Source organism: Trichothermofontia sp. (genome assembly GCF_053493415.1).
The window spans coordinates 1-17,487 of sequence record NZ_JBRCAD010000098.1 but is presented as its reverse complement, the minus strand read 5'-3'; the positions used below and the strand labels follow the sequence as shown (position 1 = coordinate 17,487).

The window sequence follows — 17,487 nt, the reverse complement described above, 5'->3', positions numbered from 1 at the left end:
GGATGGGACCAGGGAGGGCCGCCTCAGCCTGGGTGTTTGGTTCTGGGGTCTCCGGCTCTGGGGATGCTGACTCGGGAGAGGTCACCACTGGGGGAGCCGCCGCTGCGGCTGCTTCTGCCGCTGCTTCTGCCGCCTCAGACGCTTCTGACTCTAACCAGGGGGAGTCATACCGATTCCAGGGCAAAATCGGCTCATTGGGGAGCTTACTGCTCAAAACCGTGATGTTATCGTTATCTGGCTCTGGCAAGGGCGTCTTAGGGGGTTCAACCGCATGGTCCTTGACATGATTCGCATCCATAACATCCACATCCTCGTGCAAATCAGATTCCTGGCAACAAAGGCAAACCCGACAGATGCGCTAGATCCGGGATCAAAAATGCCACCACAATATGCAGCAAAATGATCAGCGCCAGTCCCCAGGTCACGTAGGCAGAATAGTGGAGCGATGCCGAGACATCGTCCAACCGCTGCTTATTGGCATTATACGTTTGCGCCAAGTTGACGAGCATCTGTAGTTGGTACTCTTCCGGCGATAGGGACAGGTACCGTTCTAAAAAACGCTGGTCTTCCAGGTTAGGACTAATTGCTGTTTGCCGGGGCAGGAAAGCATTGATCAGCAGGGTAAAGTTGGCTAAAAAGCTAAACACTTCCAGGAAACTAAAAACGCTGGGCACCATGACCAACCGCGACAGGGTTAGGCTGGTGAGCAGGGCACCGTTAGTGACAAACAGGATATTCAATTTAGTCGTGAGGGCATATCCATGCTCCTTCTGCTGTTGAATGACGCTGCGCACATCCTGGGAAGCCAAGCTCAGGGTTGAAGGCGAGGGTAAGCTGCTGGCCTGGGAGGGGGGGGCCTCGTCGGCAGGGGCAGCAGGCTGCTCCGGGTAGGTTGTGTTGGCATCTGGGCTTCCCCGGTAGCGGTCAGCACGACTTTCCCCCATCACAACCCGATGGGCATCACGACCGGTTGAGAGTACGTCATGGATGGCGTCAGCAGTCGGTAATTTGCTAACAGAAATCAGGGGTGAACTTAATGGTGTTTTCAATAGGTTGACGGGTGTTTGCATAATTGGACAAACAAGGAGGAGGCCGTGGCCGATACTTTTCTATTGTGGCGCATAAAAAATGGAGATTCACCGTCTGGAAGTCAGAGGCAATTTCAACACCGAAAATCTAGAGGGTTGGGAACGTATACTGCCACCCCGATCGCTGCAACCGTTCGGCGGCGGCTTGTTGCCATTCCCAGAGCAAATTCGCAAATTCTGGATGTTGTAAGCCTCCCCGCCAGAGCAACAGCGCATCTTCCCCCGTATCGGGATAGTAATGGGGACGCCGACCCGCTTCCTGGAAGCCAAATTTACTGTAGAGCGATCGGGCCGCCACATTGGATACCCGCACCTCCAGCGTGGCCCACTCTAACCCCTGTTGCCGTGCCACTTGCAGCAAACTCAAGAGCAATGCCTGCCCTAACCCTTGGCCTTGGTAATCGGGATGTACCCCCAAAATCGTAATGTGGGCTTCGTCCAAAATGCCCCAAAAACAGCCAAACCCTAAGAGCAGTGGCAGGTTCATTCCCGCCGTCGGTAGCGGTTCTAGGACCCAAAATTGACTACTAGCCCGATCGAGTTCCTTCGTATAGCCATCCGCACTCCAGAAGCCCCCCAGGCACAGGTGATCGAGCGCCAAGATAGCCGGGAGTTGCGCCCCCGTGGGGCGCTTACAGACCACGGGGAGTGCGGCAGGTAGACAAGAATTTCTCAAGGTGACCAGCCCCCGATTGTACACTCAGTAATAAGACCGTTGAAGGCACTTGTCCTTTACTCTTTTAAAATGCCCCCTGTGACAACAGTCAATCCGGTAAACTGATTTTTCTTTGTTTTATCGTACCTATTCACCTACTCCTGAGCGATCGCGCCATGCTATGCCCTGACCTTCCCCTTCCCGTATTCACCAGTCAACAGTATTTGCCAGACTTGCCCGACGATCGCGGTAGCGCTTCGCCCAATCAGTTTTTGCTCCCCCTCACCGCCCGTGCCAATGCGCAGGATCATCTGGAGATCGGTGGCTGTGATGTGGTGACCCTGGTACAGCAGTGGGGGTCTCCCCTTTATATCCTAGATGAGGCGACCCTGCGGACAGCCTGTCGCCAGTACCGGGATGCCCTGCAACGTCACTATCCAGGGGAATCCCTGGTGTTGTATGCCTCCAAGGCGTGGAATTGTTTGGCGGTTTGCGCGATCGTGGCCCAGGAAGGTTTGGGCATTGATGTCGTTTCCGGGGGTGAACTGTATACGGCGCTCCAAGCAGGTCTCGATCCCCGCACCATTTATCTACACGGCAATAACAAATCCGTAGCAGAGTTGCGCTTAGCGATCGCTGCGGGTTGTGTGGTCGTGGCGGATAACTGGCTCGATCTACATACGCTGGTAGACCTGTTGGCCAAGACCGATAACGACAGTCAGCATTTGCCCACCCCGGTGCGGGTGATGATCCGGTTCACGCCAGGGATTGAGTGCCATACCCACGAATACATTCGCACCGGCCACCTGGATAGCAAATTTGGCTTTGACCCCGATCAGTTGCCAGAGGTATTTGATTTTCTGAGTCAGCAACCAGGACTGGTCTGCATTGGCCTACACGCCCACATCGGTTCCCAAATTTTTGAACTTCAACCCCATCGGGATCTAGCCAGCGTCGTAATCCAAGCCTTCAGCAAAGCCACAAGCTATGGGCTGCCCGTCCAGGAAATCAACATCGGGGGAGGCTTGGGGATTCGCTATACCGAAGAGGATGATCCGCCCAGTATCGACACCTGGGTTGAGGCGGTCGGTACGGCAATGGTCGCCGCTTGCGAATCCCAGGATTTACCCTATCCCCGTCTGCTCTGCGAACCGGGCCGATCGCTAATTGGTCCCGCCTGCGTCACGGCCTATACGGTGGGCAGCCAGAAGCATATTCCAGGGATGCGCACCTATGTCACCATCGATGGGGGTATGTCCGACAATCCCCGTCCCATCACCTATCAGTCGCTCTATCGTGTGGTGGCAGCAGAACAAATGTCTGCGCCCCTAAGCACAACGGTAACCCTCGCCGGGAAACACTGTGAGTCAGGTGATATTTTGATCCAACAAGCCCAATTACCGCTGGTGCGATCGGGCGAAGTGGTCGTTGTCCCGGCAACGGGTGCCTACAATTACAGTATGGCCTCCAACTATAATCGGCTCCCTCGGCCCGCAGCAGTCTTAGTCGCGAACGGCGAAGCCAACCTGATCATCCGCCGCGAAACCTATGAAGACTTGGTCCGGCAAGACTGTCTACCCGTCCGCACGGTATTTGCCCAGGCGAATGACATCCCCATAGCATCGGCGCATTACCAATAACCCGTAAAATGACAGACCGGGCGATTAGGATTGAAATAACGTGGGGCCTTGGGTCGAAATGCCACACGGTTGTTGTGGGACGCTAACGGTGAATCGCCCTTCCTGGCGGTAGGCAAGGTGGATTAGGAGACTGATGGGGGATTCCTGGATGCAATGGCTGACAAATCTCAGCTGGGCTAGCCCGATCCTGACTCTCCTGGAAGTCCTGCGTCCCCTGCTCGATGTTGCCTGCGTATTCGTCATTATCTACCTGACCCTAGTCATTATTGGGGAGCGGCGGACCCTCTGGATTGTGCGGGGGTTTATTATCCTGGTTTTGGCGGCGGTCCTGAGCGATTGGTTGAAACTACGGCTATTGAGCTTTGTCCTAGAAAATCTGGTGATTGGGTCGGCGGTGGCAATGGCGGTGATCCTCCAGTCCGAATTCCGACGCTTGCTGGAGCAGTTGGGACGGGGCCAAATTTGGCAACTGTTTCAACCCAGCCAGGGCACAACCCAGAGTGGGGATACGGTGATTGATGAGATTGTTGATGCGGTGAAGGAGTTATCGCAAAACCGGACGGGAGCGTTGATTATTTTGGAAACGGGCAATCCGATCGACGATCGCGACTTTTCCGTCCCTGGCGTAAAGCTCAATGCCGAAGTCTCTAAGGAACTGTTGCAAACGCTGTTTCAAACCACAACGCTCTTACATGATGGGGCCGTCCTGATTCGCGGAACACGGGTCGCGGCGGCGGCGGTGATTCTGCCCATTTCCGAGCAACCCACCTCCCGTCGCCTGGGTACCCGACATCGGGCCGCCCTAGGGATTACCGAACGGGTTGAAAATTGTGTCTGTATCGTTGTCTCGGAAGAAACCGGGTCGATTTCCCTGGCGGAGAAAGGGAGCATGAACCGTCCCCTCACCAGCAGTAAGCTAAAGGAGTTACTAGAAGAACGGTTTTCGCAATCGATCGAGCGGGAACCGGTTGCCCCTAACCTTCGGGATCTGGTCCGTCATTTAAGCTTTAAAGGGTTCAATGTGTTTGCCCGCCTGCTCCGCTTATCACCGTCCACCTTACGGGAGAGAAAATGACTGTTCAGTCCTTGCCCCTACGCGATCTGCCCACGGATCTGGACCGTGATCGCCTACCGCAGCACGTTGCCGTTGTGATGGATGGGAATGGTCGCTGGGCAAAAAACCGAGGCTTACCCCGGACAATGGGCCATCGGCAAGGGGTGAGTGCCCTTAAGGAAATTTTGCGCTGCTGCGATGACTGGGGGATTGGCGCACTGACAGCCTATGCCTTTTCCACGGAAAATTGGCGGCGGCCCCACGGCGAGGTGGACTTCCTGATGGCGCTGTTCGAGCGGGTGCTCTGGCAGGAGTTGCAAGAAATGATGCGGGAGAATGTGCGCATCTGGTTTGCGGGGGATGTGGCGGGCTTACCCCAATCGCTCCAACGGGCGATCGCCCAGTCCGTCGAGGCGACCCAAGATAACCAGGGTATCCATTTCACCGTGGCGATTAACTACGGGGGCCGTCAGGAAATTGTCCAAGCCTGCCGGGCGATCGCCACCCAGGTGAAGGAAGGTGTCCTGAATCCGGAGCAAATTAACGAGGCCCTGTTCTCGCGGTATCTCTATACCACCAATGTTTGTGATCCGGATTTGTTGATTCGGACCAGCGGCGAAATGCGCATTAGTAACTTCCTGCTCTGGCAAACCGCCTACGCCGAGATTTATATCACCGATACCCTCTGGCCCGATTTCGATCGCGAAGCATTCCACCAGGCATTGTTAGCTTACCAAAAACGCGATCGCCGCTTCGGTGGGCTAAAGTCCTAGGGAGTGAGAGGGTGAGGGACTGCCATATAGCTTATTTTCAGTTGTTAAGGAATGGCCGACCGCGTTTCAACCCAGTTCAAGTCTTTTCCTTTAACTTAATATATAACCCCTTAGGTCGTTGCTTTACCTCAAAAATATTAATCTTGCGAACCAACTCCCCCAATTTCTTAAAGCCATAGGTGCGGGCATCAAACGAGGGGGATAATCGCGTAATTTGGGCACCAAAGGGACCCAGATTCGCCCAACCATCCTCACCCGACACCGCCTCATAGGCATCCTTGAGTAACTCCAGTAATTCTTCCGGTATTTGCAAGGCGACGATTGCTTCCTTATCCGAACTTCGCAGTGATTTTGTTGCTACACTTTCCTCCGGATTTATGGAAGAGTTAGAGGCCACCTCCCCCGTTTTCTGGGTTAGGATTTCCAGATAGATAAACTTATCACAGGCACTCACAAATGCCTGCGGCGTTTTCTTCTCGCCAAAGCCATAGACAATTAATCCTTCCTCGCGAATACGACTCACCAAACGAGTGAAATCGCTGTCGCTAGACACTAGACAAAACCCATCAAAATTACGGGTATAGAGTAAATCCATTGCGTCAATAATGAGAGCGCTATCGGTGGCATTTTTCCCTGATGTATAGCGAAACTGTTGAATGGATGTATAGCGAAACTGTTGAATGGGCTGAATCGAATATTTATGTAATTGATCTTTCCAGCTACTCAACTGCGGTGTGGTCCAATCCCCATAGATCCGACGGACATGGATAGTGCCATACTTAGCAATTTCCCGAAACAAAAGGTCAATCGACTTGGGACTAATATTTTCGGCATCAATTAGCACGGCTAATTTATTATTCTTGAAGTGTGATTCATTGTCCATGATTTAGATTTTAGATTTTAGATTTTAGATTTTTAAGTATTTATCACATGGTAAAAGTTGATGGGAAATCTCATGGAAATCATATAAAGACCATTGGCTTATCCTTTAGGGGGGCAAAGGCAACTGCATCAAAGCGATAGAGACTGGCGGGGCGTCCAGCACCGCGTGAAGCTTTTAAGCCCGTATCACTAAGAAACCCTAGTTTAAGTAATCGGGTTCGGAAGTTGGAGTAGTCGGCAAAGTTCTCTCCTAAAATAGTGGTGTAAAACTGGTATAGATCATTTAGGGTAAAGAGTTCTGGTAAAACCTCAAACGCGATCGGGCTATATTCCAACTTATTGCGTAGCCGCTGATAGCCATAATTAAGAATTCGTTGCTGTTCAAAGGCCAGCGTTGGCACTTGTGCTTGGGGATACCAGGCAATACCGCTCACGCCATCAGCAATCAATTCCGCTTCCTCAAACCGCACGATCGCAAAGTAACTCACTGATAAATAGCGATTCGGGGGGCGATTTGGGGGATGATTCGGGGGCGATCGCACCTCACGATAGGGTTCATCAAACGTATAAAGTTGTTCCAGATAGAGATTATTCGCCCGAATTTTTTCCGCCAAAACCCGATAGGCCGCATCTTCCAGGGATTCCCCTTGCCGCACCAGCGTTCCCGGCAGGCACCACTGCCCCAAGAATGGCTCCTGCTGCCGCATCACCAGCAGCACCAGCAAGCGGTTCTGGCTGGTATCCACCGAGAAAATGACATTGTCAACTCCCACCTTAAAATCTGCCAGGGGCTGTTGCTTTACGGTGTCTGAATGGTTTCTCCCGGCCATCGGTATAGCTGTTGTTGTTGAATATAGGCTTGTACCGAGGCGGGCAAAACCCCCGTATCCTGTGCCTCTCGATAGTGACTGGAGGAAACGGGCAAACCATGTAAATCCGCGATCGTCACCTCGGTCCCCATCTGACGCAGCCGCTCAATCCCCTCGGTGGGGATAGCATACCCCGGTCGTGGAATAACCAGCACCTTAACTTGGCGCAGCAATTGGGCCGCTTGATACCAGGTGGGCAATTGGGTGACCAGATCAGAGCCAATCACCAGTGAAAATTGGGCCTCTGGCCAGCGCTCCCGTGCCCGTTGCACCGTAAACAAGGTGCGGGAATGACTGAGTTGGGGGTCCAGGTCTACCCGCGATCGCAAGACTTCCGAAGACTCGATTAGCAGTCGTAGCATGGCCACGCGATCGGCCAGCCTTGCCTGATGTGACTTAAAGGGATTATCCGCTACCCACACCGCCACGCGATCGAACTGATGGGCTAACCAGGTCAAAATCAGACGGTGTCCCTCGGTCGGGGGGTCAGCACTGGTGCCAAATAGCGCGATCGTTGTCATCAAAAAACTGAGGCCTGAAACCCCGTCCTGCCAGGACGGCTTTACGTCTCACAGTCTAACGGATATACATTAAGCATGGACAAGCATGGACAAGGCCTGCCACTACCGTTTCTCGCCAACGTCACCATAAGCCGAGCGGTTGCACCGGATCTTGGGCTGTGTGCGTTTGGTTGACAACCGAGCATTAGCACGACACAAGCCAGCTTGGCACAGGCGGCCAGAACCGGTTAGCGATGTTCTAACTGCCACCCTGCTAACGGCAAACCCTTCTGTAGAAAGGTAGAGTAGGGTATTACCCCGCCCCTGGTTCAAACAATCCGAGTTGACGGCGATATCCTCAATTTTTAGCTTAGATCTTACGAAATCGAGCCACTAACGCTACAATTTCATTGCTGCCAGACTACCATTGTTGTCTATTGAATATGATTGATTCCACGAATTCTCTCAACGAAGTCGCCGAAAGCCTACCGCGTGAAATCCGAGTGGCTCAACTCCGCAATCTAGTGGAGACCTTGCATACCGCTGATGAAATTGCCCATAAGGGCTATCTGATTACCAGCTCTGAATTAGCTGACTTGATGGATGTCAATGCTAGCGCTGTCACCAGTCGGGGGGAACAATGGGCATGGCGTAACTGGGAAGTGTCCCGTGTGCGCCGCGAAGGTAACCAAATCCTATGGCAATTATCCCGGCTTGATTAGCCCTGTGGGCACCGGGTGATTTAGCCAAGGCTAATCCCATCCCTGGGATCACGGCTTAATGGTGACAACCGCGCTCCGATCTTTCCCACTCCCTTGCTCCACGCGCGGGCTAGGGAATGCTCGCTAATCGATCAGGTCCCTCTCCTGCTTCGGGGGAGGGATTTTCCATCGGGACTCCAACAGCCTAAAACTGTTCTGGACAGCCATCTGTAGGCGACTAGGGTTAATGCGACGATCACGGGCGGCGGCGCAAGATACCCGACAAGTGGATACCGCTCAGCAACAGCCCCAGCAACCCTAACCCCACCAGCAGGACATAGAACGATCGCCCGACCGGTCCTAAATAAGCCCCCTGGTGTAGCTGTAATAGCCAGCCTGCCTGACGCCCAGGCAGATTAAACCAGGCCCGACCTAGCCCATACCCAATACCCGTGAGCGCACTCATGCTTAGGGGTAAACAGGCGATGACGGCAAGGGTGCGATGCACCCAGGGCCACGGGCGATTCGACGATCGCAACTGCCCTAAACGTTGCCAGGGCACCATCGTTATCCCCGTTCCAATCATGACCAATAAGCCCATACCGCTCAGCAAAACATAGAACGGGGCCAGGGGTTGTCCTAGAAATTTCCCTTGGTGAATGGCCATGAACTGATTGGCAAGGCCCGCAGGGACTCCGAACCAACTGCTACCCAGACGATAGACAATCCCTGTCAGAGCCGTTAAGCACAGGGGTAGAAAGATCACAGGAGCGATCTTGCGGTGCACTTTACGGAAATTCGGGTGCCTTAGGTTTGGGGGCATCAAAGTTCCTCCTCTGGCTGGCATCGATAAAAGTCGCGTTAACCGAGGGCATTTCTGAAGCTCCGCCCATCCGGGCAACCCTGAGTCAGTACGGGCAGGGCAATCCCCAGGGGGCTAATTAGGGCCGATCGTCAACTGCATCCTCGTCCCAAATCGCGTCATCGGGTGCAAAGGCAGACTGCCCCCGCGCCGGGGGGCCTAGCCAAACCCAAAGTCCCTGAACAAGGGCCATCACCACAGCCCCCGCCGTCACACTAAAGGCCAGCACTACCCCAAACGGGATAGGGACCGATCGCCAGACCAAAAATTGCAGCGTGACCGGCGTGGCATTCTGCACAGACACAATCGCGATCGCACTGACCCAACTGGCAACGATCAACACGGCGAATATCGGGGCCATGATTCCTGCTCCGTGCGCTGCTACTCCGTACCCCTGTCCCTATTCCGGACGACTGGCGGCGGCCTGCTCGGCATAGGCCAGGTTCTTCTGGTAAGCCACCGCCCGATCTTGAGCCACGGCATAATTGGGGTTATCCGCTGGCACTGCTTGCATGAGGGCGATCGCCTCGCGCCACTGGTTAGCCACGGTCTGCCACTCCTGACGGGTCCGGGCCGTTTGCGTCAGATTGGCAGCACTGGTCGCCCGGTTAACCGCTTCCCGGAAGGGATCAGCAGCGGGGGAAGCAGCGGCAGTCGGTGAAGCAGGAGAAGCGGGGGCCGTCGGCGAGGCCGGGGATTCATCCCCAGGGGGGGAAGCCGTTGGGGATGGTTGCGGTGACTCAACCGGTAAGGAATCACCCACGGGCGTTGCACTTTGATTGAGCCAGAACCGAATCCCAAAGGCGGCCACCACGGCTAGGACCAAGGCACCCACAATGAGACCGAGCTTCCGGATATACCAGGGCTGGGCCGTGGTGTCTCGATCGGCAGTGCTGTCTTCGTTTTCCGTATCCTCTGCATCGGCTGCTGCTTCTTCCTCAACCGCGAGATCCGCATAATCGCGATCGTCCCGGTCATCAAAAGCCATCTCCTGATCGTCAATCGCCCCTAGACCAAAATCGGCACCAAAATCAGACGGAATCGCCGTTGAGGCCGTACCAGCCGTACTCCCATTTTGCCCACTGTCCGCATCAAAGGAAAAGGCAATGGGGGGCAGATCCCGATCATCGCTGGTATCTGCCGCTAGTGGGGCCGGGGTTTCGAGATCGTGCTGGAGCAGGGTATCCGGTTCCTCCGTTTTTTGCACCGGGGGGGGCGCAAGGTTAGCGACATCAGGCACTGCGGATGCAAAGGAAAGGTCAGGTTCATCACCGTGGACGATCGTCTGTAGTTCTTCCGGTACGGCTACCGTATCTTGCCATGCGGGTTTCTTATCACCGTACTTGCGCCCATACACCATGACTGTCTCAAAGGCATGGATTTGATGCTCACCCAAGAGATCGGCAATTTGGGCCAGGTAGGTACTTTGCGGGGGGACTTCCTCAGCTTCCAACAAAAGGTGCAGACTGCCCGCTTTGACGGTCACCCGACTTTGAATACCGTGGGGCTGGAGATGCTGGTTAACAAGGGCAGCGATCGCACGAGGATCGCCTTGTTGGGCAAGCGCTACAAGATTAGGTTGTGTCATGGCTAAGTGACTTTCACGGGGAAGACCAATTGTTATCCTGTCCGGTGCTACCTCAGTCTAGCCAATGTCTTCCTTAATGCAAAAAAATTATGGCCGCAAATGCTGGCGCTAAGCAATGCTCCCAATAGCTGCGTATGAATTATTGATGATGCAAAGTTTGTAGCGCGGGATCTAGCCCGCAACGACTAAAGTCGTGACTACCAACGTGGCGAAACTTTACTAGGTACCCGGTTTGGCGAGCCTAATGGCCTTGGATGGGTGGGCCACATGGGCTAGGGGCAACGGAGAGGGGGGGATTCGAACCCCCGTTAGGTGTGACCCTAAAACAGATTTCGAGTCTGCCGCATTCAACCGCTCTGCCACCTCTCCGTTGTCGATTATCGCACGTCCGTGACCAGAATCGACCCTCCGTGTGGCGGACGAATGCAGGGTCGATCAGCAATCATCACAGAATTCTGGCATACTGCTGGTAAACCCAGCTTTTTCGCCACATTTGCCCGATTTTCTGGCGATATTTAGGAGAGTTTCCCCTTGTTAGAGTACATCACCTTACCCGATTGCCTGCCACCGGTGGCCCCCTATTCCCATGCCGTCCGAGCGGGGGATTTTCTGTTTGTGACGGGGCAACTCGCAGAGGACCCCACGACAGGGGAGATTATCCGAGGGGCGATCGCTGAGCAAACCCAGCAGGTGATGGCCAATCTAAAACGGGTGCTGGAACACGTGGGAACCGGCTTTGATCGCGTGGTCATGGCCCGCATTTTTATCACCGATTTACGAGACTACGCAACGGTTAATGAAATTTATGCCGCCTATTTCCAGCCGGAACGCTTGCCCTGTCGCACCACCGTCAGGGTTTTGGGACTGGCGGGCATTGGCGATGTCGAGATTGATCTCATTGTCTATTGTGGTCATTAGCGTCGTCATGAAAGTAGGTCATTAGATGAGGTAACCGGAGATGACTGACCGGGCAGACCCACAATTTGGCATTGTCCTGGTAACGGCTCCTGATCAGGCCCAAGCCCAAGCGATCGCCCACGCTTTGGTGACGGCCCACCTAGCCGCCTGCGTAAGCTTGATGCCGATTACATCGGTCTATACCTGGCAAGGGGCCGTCCAGCAGGCGATGGAATGGCAACTCGTGATCAAAACCGATCTACATTTAGTTGATCGCCTGGTGAGCGCCATTCAAGCCATGCATACCTATGAGGTGCCAGAGATCATTGCTGTGCCGATCGTGGCGGGGGCGGGGGCCTATCTCCATTGGCTCGCGGAGAATACCCAGCCGACGCCCTAACCCAAGCCCTGGCTCCGGAAGGTCAGTTCTCCCCGACTGGCGAGCATTGTGTGCGGATCAGAGCCGTCAAGCCGTGAAAATTTGGGCATATTCACCCGTTCGGCATTTTCCCACTAGGGCACGAGGCACGAGCCTTCTCTAAACAGGCGCTTGAGCCAATGGCCCCTGCCGCCCTGGGGCAAAAAGGGCGGGATTTTGTGGAGATATCTATAGAATATTGCCAGAATATGGGGAAGAATAGTTAAGACAGAATAGAGGACGACGGTTACTTTGAGCCGAATGTTTATGCACAACCCCTCATTACGCCAAGAAGCCCGTAACCAACCGGCCCCCGTTATCCCCATGATTCAAGATGCTTCGATCCTGAATTGGCTGGAAGAGACGGGGCGGTTGCTGGCCCGTGATCCGAAGGACGATCGCAGCTACCTAGAAGAAGAAGAAGAAATCTCGGAACTGATGGGGGGGGATGATTCTAGCTACGATGATGACGATGATCTAGACGATATGGACTTGGATGAGTAGACTCTAGGCACGTTTGGGCACTCCCCCCGCTGGGGGTTGCCTTTCAACGCCTCCTAGTGAACAATTGTTACGAACTTCCGTTCATGGTCGTGGTGAGTGAGTGAGTCGAGGTTTTTGTGGACGCTAAGTTATTCCCATCGAGAGTACTGGCCTCCTCCGGTCTAGGTCTATCGTTGCTGTTGGCCCTGCTACTAGGGCTGGCAGCGATCGTTCTGGATACGCTGGCAGGACGGAGCCTTACCCAATACGGTTCCCTCACGGTCCCCCTCCTAGTGAGTGCCGGGTTAACTATCCTAGCGGGAATTTGGGTTGTCCCCTTGCTTCAGGCCCTGAAAACCGGGCAGGTAATCCGCGAGGAAGGCCCCAAGGCCCATTTCAAGAAGGCTGGCACACCGACGATGGGGGGTATTTTCATCCTACCCGTTGGCTTGCTCGTCGCCCTATTAGCAGCCGACTTCTCGGCCCATGTCGGGGTACTGTGCTTGCTGACCCTGGCCTTTGGCGCGATCGGCTGGCTGGATGATTGGCAAGTCCTGAACCGTCGCTCTAATCGAGGCATTTCGCCACGCACCAAGTTGCTCTTACAAATTATGGTGGCCAGCCTCTTTTGTCTGTGGCTACTGGCGACCCAGCCCGCGATGACGACCCTCACCCTGCCCCTGGGGTTAACGCTGCCCTTGGGGAGTTTATTTTGGGCCGTGGCGGGTTTTGTGTTGGTGGCTGAAAGTAATGCCACTAATCTAACGGATGGTCTGGATGGCTTGGCCGCTGGGACGGGCGCGATCGCCCTGCTGGGGATGGGTGCCCTGAGTGGGGCCACTCACCCGGATCTCATGGTTTTTTGTGCCGCGCTGAGCGGGGCTTACCTGGGCTTTTTGGCCCATAACCGGAATCCTGCCAGTGTGTTTATGGGGGACACTGGCTCCCTGGCCCTAGGGGGTGCATTGGCCGGCGTGGCCCTGCTCAGCCAAAATCTTTGGGGTCTACTCATTATTGGGGGCCTATTCGTGGCCGAAGCCCTGTCTGTTGTCCTTCAGGTCAGTTACTACAAGGCGACCAAAGGCCCCAACGGCATTGGCAAGCGGTTGTTTAAGATGGCTCCGTTGCATCACCATTTAGAGTTGACGGGTTGGTCTGAGCTTCAGGTGGTGCTGCTGTGTTATGTGGCTAGTGGCCTCCTGGCTCTCCTAGGACTGTGTGTCCGGGCGGGGGCGATCGCTTAGCCGGGAAGTGCGGCGGCGATCGCGATCGCATATTGGATTTCTTCCTTTTCGATGTTTGGCATTAAGGCATTTGGCTCTGATGATAACCGTCAGGGCTTTTTTGGTTGAGGATTGCCAGTGTGATAATGCCTCACATCAGGATACGGATAGGGATACGTTCTTGGAAATCCATCTCTCTGGAAAAGGCAGGTTTATGACGATTAATTCTGCCAGCCGATATCCCCTGAAAAACCTGCTCCTACGAAGCTTTCAGCCAGCCGCCTTGAACTAATGCAACACTTCATTTTTTTTGTAACACAGTGGGGCCGCTTGTCTCCTCACGGGCACTCTAGGCATAGAGGTCCGATAGATGTAGTTTTGCTCATGCAATCTTAGGGCAATCAGGAAAATCCGTTGCCAGCAGCTAGGGTGTTACGCCTAATAGTCAACAGGGACATCAGCCACACAATTGATTTTCCTAGATAGGAAACATCCTAAATCTCCTCTTTGACTGAAAAAGTTGAGACCAATAATGACAAACAATATCGTTGCTATGCAACGCAATTTGAAACTTGGACGTGTTACCCAACTTGGTTTTGGGAGTATCTTGCTTGTGATGCTGGGAGTCGGCGTGGTGTCTCAGGTCAGTATGCGGACTCTAGTTGAATCGAACCATTGGGTTGCCCATACCTATCGAGTTAGGGAGGAAGTGCGGGCACTAGAGAAAGAATTGGTCGATGCCGAAACCGGTCAACGAGGGTTTATGCTCACGAAGCAGGAAGTGTTTCTGGACCCTTATCATGAGGCACTCAAGGAACTTGAAAGCACGTTGGATGATTTGAAGGAGCTGGTCAGTGATAATCCAGCACAAGTGGCCAGAATAGAGCGGCTAGAAGTCCTAAGCCAGCAGAAACTGGACTACCTGGCCCGCACGATCGCCCTCACCCGTGCCGGCCAAAACCAGAATCTGCAAGAGATGCTCTTGTCGGAAGAAGGCAAACAGATGATGGACACCATCCGCTCAGAAATTGAGAACATCATCCAGGTGGAAACCACATTGCTGAAACAGCGACAACAGGCGGCCAGTCAAGCCGAAGCGCTCTCTCGTTTTGTGTCGATTGGTGGCACCGCGATCGTCATTGTAATCGGCTTAATTTCACTCCTGATCATTAACCGGAAGGTCATCCGTCCCATCAGTCAAGTGACCAATAACATTGCGAGTTCCTCCAGCGAGATTGCCGCCACGATCGCCCAACAGGAACGGGTCGCCACCCAACAAGCCACATCTGTCACCCAAACCACCAGCACGATGGATGAATTGGGATCATCGGCTCGGCAATCCGCCGAGCAAGCCGAGCAAGCCGCCGCTGCGGCCCAAGAGGTTGCGAATTTGGCGATCGTGGGGACAACGGCGGTTGAGCATACCCTCGATGACATGGCCACCCTGAACAGCAAAGTAGCCGAGATCGCCAACCATATCCTGCGCCTGAGTGAACAAACGGGCCAAATTGGTAATATCTCCAACCTGGTCGGGGATTTGGACAACCAAACCAATATGCTGGCGCTGAATGCCGCTGTTGAAGCCGTGCGGGCGGGAGAGCATGGCCGGGGCTTTTCGGTCGTGGCCGCTGAAATTCGTAAATTAGCCGATCAAAGCCAGCAATCTACCGGACGGATCAACGAATTAATTACCGATATTCAGACCGCGATTAATGCAACGATGCAGGTGACCGAAGCAGGCACCCAAACCGTGCAGCAGAGTGTGACCACGGCCCAAGGCACCGCCGATACCTTTACCAAAGTGGCAGATGCTATCAATCGGGTGGTGATCAGCAGTCAGCAGATTTCCCTAACCGCCAAGCAACAGGCGATCGCCACCGAACAGGTCGTGAGTGCCATGAATGCCCTCAACCAGGGCGCCGTGCAAAATGCCAGCGGCATCAGCCAAACGAAAGCGAGTATCCAGTCTTTGAATGAAGCTGCCTTGAGTTTACAGGCCGTTATTTAAGAGGAGGGACAGACCGATCGCGGCAACGCAACAACAGGCAAGGCTGATAGTTCATGGGGATCATAGGCTCCCGCCCAAGCCGCCGCCAGGGGTAGCATCTGCGACAGCACCGCCGGTCCAGAGGGGGGAGATAGGCGATGGGGAGACGTTGACGGTTGTTCAGTCAAGCCTGGCAGCGTCCGTGGTAAACGAGCTGGCCCGTGATAGCCCCCCGCCAACGCTCCGGTGAGGGCAACGAATCCAGGGCTAGGGGCACTCATGCGCGGCGCATCTCCGGGGGAAATGGGGGGCTGAAGCTGGGTAGTTCGCAGCGATCGCACCACCGCCCAGCGAAAATCCTGCGGCGCACTGAGGAAACAGTACAAAGCAAGGGCAACGGATTGTGTGATCGTCCTTGCCGGCCCTGGCCCCAGCAGGGTGGGGACAACGGTTGCCAAGCCTGCCCCCTGGGTCAGCCCTCGCTGGACAGATTGCCAACATTCTTCAACCTGAGTGATCGCCTGCGGACCCGCAATGACCGGGGCAGCGATCGCCGGGAAAGTTGCCAAAACTTGGGGGATCAGGGTCATCGGCTCCCGGTTCCCCTGGCAGATCTGACTTAACGCCAGGGCAAACCCCAGCCAGGCGGCGGCTAGGTGGCTCCAATCCAGCTCGGTGCCAATTTCCTGCCCAGCAATACCCATGCGTGCCTCTGGCCATGCCCGTCTGAGGGCTAGGAAGATAACTTGACTCGCCTGGGCCAGACGGGTGGGATCATCGTGATAGAACACGGCAACGGGGAGCAGGGCCACCAGAATGTCCGCTGCGGTGGGGATTGCCCCAGTGGGGTTTGTAGAAGCGCCAAAATCGTTGCGCTGCAAAAGGTCAGCCAGCCAGCGATCGGGGAACACCTGCCCGTGGGCGATCAAATCCTGGGCACAGCGATCGGCGATCGTCCAAGTCAGGGTACCGGGGGGTTGCGCCTGCCAGGGAAGCGGGGACCATTGCGTTAGCCAGAGGTGTTTGGGAGCCTGGTTAAGGTACCAATGGCTGTAGCACTCGGCCTGCCAAGCACCCGCGATCGCGCCTTGGCAATGTTGCAGAAAAGAGGCGGGCGACATAAGGTCAATTGGAATCGGTGGGGCAAATTGATACATCCATCCCGAAATTGATCAAGAGTCGCTATAGTGTGTTACGACTTTGATCGGGGTCTACGGGCTGGCGATCGCTGGCCAGGGAAATTCGGACAGTCCATCTTCATTAAACCAGGGATGCGAGTCGCAAATGGTAGGACGGATTTTTATCTCAGCGGGTCACGGCGGATTTGAGGGAAGTCAACGCGATCCCGGCGCGATCGCGGGCAATACCACCGAAGCCAGGGAAATGATGCTGGTACGGGATGAGATTGTTAACATCCTACAACCCCGTGGCTATGCGGTCTTCTCCGTACCCGATACCCTCAGCCTGCGCGGGACGATCGATTGGATTAATGCGCGATCGGATAGCCGCGATGTTGCCCTGGAAATCCATGCCGACGCCTTTAATGATCCGACAGTGCGGGGAGCCACCTGTTTCTATATCGCCAACAACGAGGTCCGTCGGCAACATGGTCAGATTATCCTGAGTGCCTATTTGCGCCGAGTGCCCCAGATCCCCAGCCGAGGGGTTAAACCTGATACCGCCACCGCCGTAGGCCGACTGGCCTTTTGCCGAGACGTGCGCCCACCTTCCCTGCTATTGGAATTGGGCTTTTTGACCAATCCCCAGGATCGCTTCATTATCCAAAATCAACGCCGTGATATTGGCCTGGGCGTTGCTGAAGGCTTAGCCACCTGGCTACAAGCCGTGACCGGCACCACGCCACCGC

At 54.8% G+C, this 17,487-nt stretch carries 21 protein-coding genes and 1 tRNA gene; 11 read left to right on the top strand and 11 right to left on the bottom strand.

What is annotated here, in order from left to right; all coding sequences use genetic code 11:
- The 3 genes from ACWIUF_RS08310 to rimI all read right to left on the bottom strand — a co-directional run.
- A partial coding sequence (locus ACWIUF_RS08310; RefSeq protein WP_448571821.1) for a hypothetical protein occupies positions 1 to 298 on the bottom strand: 298 nt, incomplete at its 3' end.
- 22 nt (positions 299 to 320) lie between these two features.
- Entirely contained in the window at positions 321 to 1,070 is a 750-nt protein-coding gene (locus ACWIUF_RS08305) for a hypothetical protein (protein WP_448571820.1), read from the bottom strand.
- 106 nt (positions 1,071 to 1,176) lie between these two features.
- Positions 1,177 to 1,731 (bottom strand): ribosomal protein S18-alanine N-acetyltransferase, encoded by a 555-nt coding sequence (gene rimI / locus ACWIUF_RS08300; protein WP_448571819.1) that lies wholly within the window; start codon positions 1,729 to 1,731, stop codon positions 1,177 to 1,179.
- 188 nt (positions 1,732 to 1,919) lie between these two features.
- Here rimI and lysA point away from each other — a divergent pair, with 188 nt between their 5' ends.
- The 3 genes from lysA to ACWIUF_RS08285 all read left to right on the top strand — a co-directional run bounded on the left by lysA (position 1,920) and on the right by ACWIUF_RS08285 (position 5,210).
- Positions 1,920 to 3,383 carry a diaminopimelate decarboxylase gene (gene lysA, locus ACWIUF_RS08295; RefSeq protein WP_448571818.1) on the top strand — a complete coding sequence of 488 codons (1,464 nt, stop codon included), beginning with the start codon at positions 1,920 to 1,922 and terminating at the stop codon, positions 3,381 to 3,383.
- A 133-nt stretch (positions 3,384 to 3,516) separates the two neighbouring features.
- The gene (gene cdaA, locus ACWIUF_RS08290) at positions 3,517 to 4,458 is read left to right on the top strand and encodes a diadenylate cyclase CdaA (protein WP_448571817.1); all 942 of its coding nucleotides are present in this window, start codon (positions 3,517 to 3,519) and stop codon (positions 4,456 to 4,458) included.
- On the top strand, positions 4,455 to 5,210 hold the full coding sequence (locus ACWIUF_RS08285) for an isoprenyl transferase (RefSeq protein WP_448571816.1): 756 nt from the start codon (positions 4,455 to 4,457) through the stop codon (positions 5,208 to 5,210). The genes cdaA and ACWIUF_RS08285 overlap by 4 nt, the downstream gene beginning before the upstream one ends.
- A 76-nt stretch (positions 5,211 to 5,286) precedes the next feature.
- On the opposite strand, the gene ACWIUF_RS08280 is transcribed toward ACWIUF_RS08285, so the two are convergent.
- The 3 genes from ACWIUF_RS08280 to ACWIUF_RS08270 form a co-directional block, all read right to left on the bottom strand.
- Positions 5,287 to 6,093, bottom strand: coding sequence for an NYN domain-containing protein (locus tag ACWIUF_RS08280; protein WP_448571815.1), 807 nt, complete (start codon positions 6,091 to 6,093; stop codon positions 5,287 to 5,289).
- Positions 6,094 to 6,172: 79 nt separating this feature from the next.
- A complete protein-coding gene (locus tag ACWIUF_RS08275; RefSeq protein ID WP_448571814.1) occupies positions 6,173 to 6,865 on the bottom strand; it encodes an NUDIX hydrolase in 693 nt (230 codons plus the stop codon).
- A 26-nt stretch (positions 6,866 to 6,891) separates the two neighbouring features.
- Positions 6,892 to 7,482 carry a nicotinate-nucleotide adenylyltransferase gene (locus tag ACWIUF_RS08270; RefSeq protein ID WP_448571813.1) on the bottom strand — a complete coding sequence of 197 codons (591 nt, stop codon included), beginning with the start codon at positions 7,480 to 7,482 and terminating at the stop codon, positions 6,892 to 6,894.
- 139 nt (positions 7,483 to 7,621) lie between these two features.
- Between ACWIUF_RS08270 and ACWIUF_RS08265 the strand changes: the two genes are divergently transcribed.
- Together ACWIUF_RS08265 and ACWIUF_RS08260 are read left to right on the top strand one after the other, a co-directional pair.
- On the top strand, positions 7,622 to 7,765 hold the full coding sequence (locus tag ACWIUF_RS08265; RefSeq protein WP_448571812.1) for a hypothetical protein: 144 nt from the start codon (positions 7,622 to 7,624) through the stop codon (positions 7,763 to 7,765).
- Between the two features lie 139 nt (positions 7,766 to 7,904).
- Complete coding sequence (locus tag ACWIUF_RS08260; protein WP_265901327.1) at positions 7,905 to 8,183, top strand: hypothetical protein; 279 nt, start codon at positions 7,905 to 7,907, stop codon at positions 8,181 to 8,183.
- 235 nt (positions 8,184 to 8,418) lie between these two features.
- On the opposite strand, the gene ACWIUF_RS08255 is transcribed toward ACWIUF_RS08260, so the two are convergent.
- The 4 genes from ACWIUF_RS08255 to ACWIUF_RS08240 all read right to left on the bottom strand — a co-directional run bounded on the left by ACWIUF_RS08255 (position 8,419) and on the right by ACWIUF_RS08240 (position 10,981).
- Complete coding sequence (locus ACWIUF_RS08255; RefSeq protein ID WP_448571811.1) at positions 8,419 to 8,985, bottom strand: PepSY domain-containing protein; 567 nt, start codon at positions 8,983 to 8,985, stop codon at positions 8,419 to 8,421.
- Positions 8,986 to 9,103: 118 nt separating this feature from the next.
- Positions 9,104 to 9,385, bottom strand: coding sequence for a lipopolysaccharide assembly protein LapA domain-containing protein (locus ACWIUF_RS08250; RefSeq protein WP_448571810.1), 282 nt, complete (start codon positions 9,383 to 9,385; stop codon positions 9,104 to 9,106).
- 39 nt (positions 9,386 to 9,424) lie between these two features.
- Entirely contained in the window at positions 9,425 to 10,612 is a 1,188-nt protein-coding gene (locus ACWIUF_RS08245; RefSeq protein ID WP_448571809.1) for a hypothetical protein, read from the bottom strand.
- Between the two features lie 282 nt (positions 10,613 to 10,894).
- Positions 10,895 to 10,981: transfer RNA gene (locus ACWIUF_RS08240), tRNA-Ser, on the bottom strand.
- A 162-nt stretch (positions 10,982 to 11,143) separates the two neighbouring features.
- Between ACWIUF_RS08240 and ACWIUF_RS08235 the strand changes: the two genes are divergently transcribed.
- The 5 genes from ACWIUF_RS08235 to ACWIUF_RS08215 all read left to right on the top strand — a co-directional run bounded on the left by ACWIUF_RS08235 (position 11,144) and on the right by ACWIUF_RS08215 (position 15,641).
- The gene (locus ACWIUF_RS08235; RefSeq protein ID WP_448571808.1) at positions 11,144 to 11,530 is read left to right on the top strand and encodes a RidA family protein; all 387 of its coding nucleotides are present in this window, start codon (positions 11,144 to 11,146) and stop codon (positions 11,528 to 11,530) included.
- Positions 11,531 to 11,570: 40 nt separating this feature from the next.
- On the top strand, positions 11,571 to 11,909 hold the full coding sequence (gene cutA / locus ACWIUF_RS08230; RefSeq protein WP_448571807.1) for a divalent-cation tolerance protein CutA: 339 nt from the start codon (positions 11,571 to 11,573) through the stop codon (positions 11,907 to 11,909).
- A 285-nt stretch (positions 11,910 to 12,194) separates the two neighbouring features.
- Positions 12,195 to 12,431 (top strand): DUF3134 domain-containing protein, encoded by a 237-nt coding sequence (locus ACWIUF_RS08225; RefSeq protein WP_448571806.1) that lies wholly within the window; start codon positions 12,195 to 12,197, stop codon positions 12,429 to 12,431.
- Positions 12,432 to 12,547: 116 nt separating this feature from the next.
- Complete coding sequence (gene mraY, locus ACWIUF_RS08220; RefSeq protein ID WP_448571805.1) at positions 12,548 to 13,654, top strand: phospho-N-acetylmuramoyl-pentapeptide-transferase; 1,107 nt, start codon at positions 12,548 to 12,550, stop codon at positions 13,652 to 13,654.
- 595 nt (positions 13,655 to 14,249) lie between these two features.
- Positions 14,250 to 15,641 carry a CHASE3 domain-containing protein gene (locus ACWIUF_RS08215; RefSeq protein ID WP_448571822.1) on the top strand — a complete coding sequence of 464 codons (1,392 nt, stop codon included), beginning with the start codon at positions 14,250 to 14,252 and terminating at the stop codon, positions 15,639 to 15,641.
- Here the strand turns inward: ACWIUF_RS08215 and ACWIUF_RS08210 are convergent.
- The gene (locus ACWIUF_RS08210; protein ID WP_448571804.1) at positions 15,638 to 16,741 is read right to left on the bottom strand and encodes a hypothetical protein; all 1,104 of its coding nucleotides are present in this window, start codon (positions 16,739 to 16,741) and stop codon (positions 15,638 to 15,640) included. The two genes, ACWIUF_RS08215 and ACWIUF_RS08210, sit on opposite strands and share 4 nt — an antisense overlap.
- Before the next feature lie 163 nt (positions 16,742 to 16,904).
- Here ACWIUF_RS08210 and ACWIUF_RS08205 point away from each other — a divergent pair.
- Positions 16,905 to 17,487, top strand: a 583-nt coding sequence (locus ACWIUF_RS08205; protein ID WP_448571803.1) for an N-acetylmuramoyl-L-alanine amidase family protein, incomplete at its 3' end; no start/stop codon positions are given.

Bases quoted from the DNA above. Each gene is read 5' to 3' on its own strand.
- cutA (WP_448571807.1), top strand. From the start codon at position 11,571: ATGACTGACCGGGCAGACCCACAATTTGGCATTGTCCTGGTAACGGCT.
- ACWIUF_RS08270 (WP_448571813.1), bottom strand. From the start codon at position 7,482: ATGACAACGATCGCGCTATTTGGCACCAGTGCTGACCCCCCGACCGAG.
- lysA (WP_448571818.1), top strand. From the start codon at position 1,920: ATGCTATGCCCTGACCTTCCCCTTCCCGTATTCACCAGTCAACAGTAT.
- ACWIUF_RS08250 (WP_448571810.1), bottom strand. From the start codon at position 9,385: ATGGCCCCGATATTCGCCGTGTTGATCGTTGCCAGTTGGGTCAGTGCG.
- ACWIUF_RS08285 (WP_448571816.1), top strand. From the start codon at position 4,455: ATGACTGTTCAGTCCTTGCCCCTACGCGATCTGCCCACGGATCTGGAC.
- ACWIUF_RS08260 (WP_265901327.1), top strand. From the start codon at position 7,905: ATGATTGATTCCACGAATTCTCTCAACGAAGTCGCCGAAAGCCTACCG.
- ACWIUF_RS08255 (WP_448571811.1), bottom strand. From the start codon at position 8,985: ATGCCCCCAAACCTAAGGCACCCGAATTTCCGTAAAGTGCACCGCAAG.
- ACWIUF_RS08280 (WP_448571815.1), bottom strand. From the start codon at position 6,093: ATGGACAATGAATCACACTTCAAGAATAATAAATTAGCCGTGCTAATT.
- cdaA (WP_448571817.1), top strand. From the start codon at position 3,517: ATGGGGGATTCCTGGATGCAATGGCTGACAAATCTCAGCTGGGCTAGC.
- ACWIUF_RS08305 (WP_448571820.1), bottom strand. From the start codon at position 1,070: ATGCAAACACCCGTCAACCTATTGAAAACACCATTAAGTTCACCCCTG.
- ACWIUF_RS08215 (WP_448571822.1), top strand. From the start codon at position 14,250: ATGCTGGGAGTCGGCGTGGTGTCTCAGGTCAGTATGCGGACTCTAGTT.
- ACWIUF_RS08210 (WP_448571804.1), bottom strand. From the start codon at position 16,741: ATGTCGCCCGCCTCTTTTCTGCAACATTGCCAAGGCGCGATCGCGGGT.
- ACWIUF_RS08225 (WP_448571806.1), top strand. From the start codon at position 12,195: ATGCACAACCCCTCATTACGCCAAGAAGCCCGTAACCAACCGGCCCCC.
- ACWIUF_RS08245 (WP_448571809.1), bottom strand. From the start codon at position 10,612: ATGACACAACCTAATCTTGTAGCGCTTGCCCAACAAGGCGATCCTCGT.